The 281-nt window shown below is 57.7% G+C and carries 1 pseudogene; it reads left to right on the forward strand.

Going from position 1 to position 281, the window contains the following annotated elements:
- Positions 1–281: pseudogene (locus J4G32_RS21450) on the forward strand (hypothetical protein); the annotation flags it as partial.

Below are 281 nucleotides of genomic sequence, written 5' to 3' on the forward strand. Positions count from 1 at the left end.
GTTTCGCATCTTAACCTGCATAAAACTTTCTGCATTCCGCACGGCGGCGGTGGCCCAGGCATGGGACCGATCGGCGTGAAAGCGCATCTGGCACCGTTCGTACCGGGCCATAGCGTGGTGCAAATCGAAGGCATGTTAACCCGTCAGGGCGCGGTTTCTGCGGCGCCGTTCGGTAGTGCCTCTATCCTGCCAATCAGCTGGATGTACATCCGCATGATGGGCGCAGAAGGCCTGAAGCAGGCAAGTCAGGTCGCGATTCTTAACGCTAACTACATTGCCAG

The organism is Microvirga antarctica (assembly GCF_017921815.1).
GTDB classification, from domain to species: Bacteria; Pseudomonadota; Alphaproteobacteria; order Rhizobiales; family Beijerinckiaceae; genus Microvirga; species Microvirga antarctica.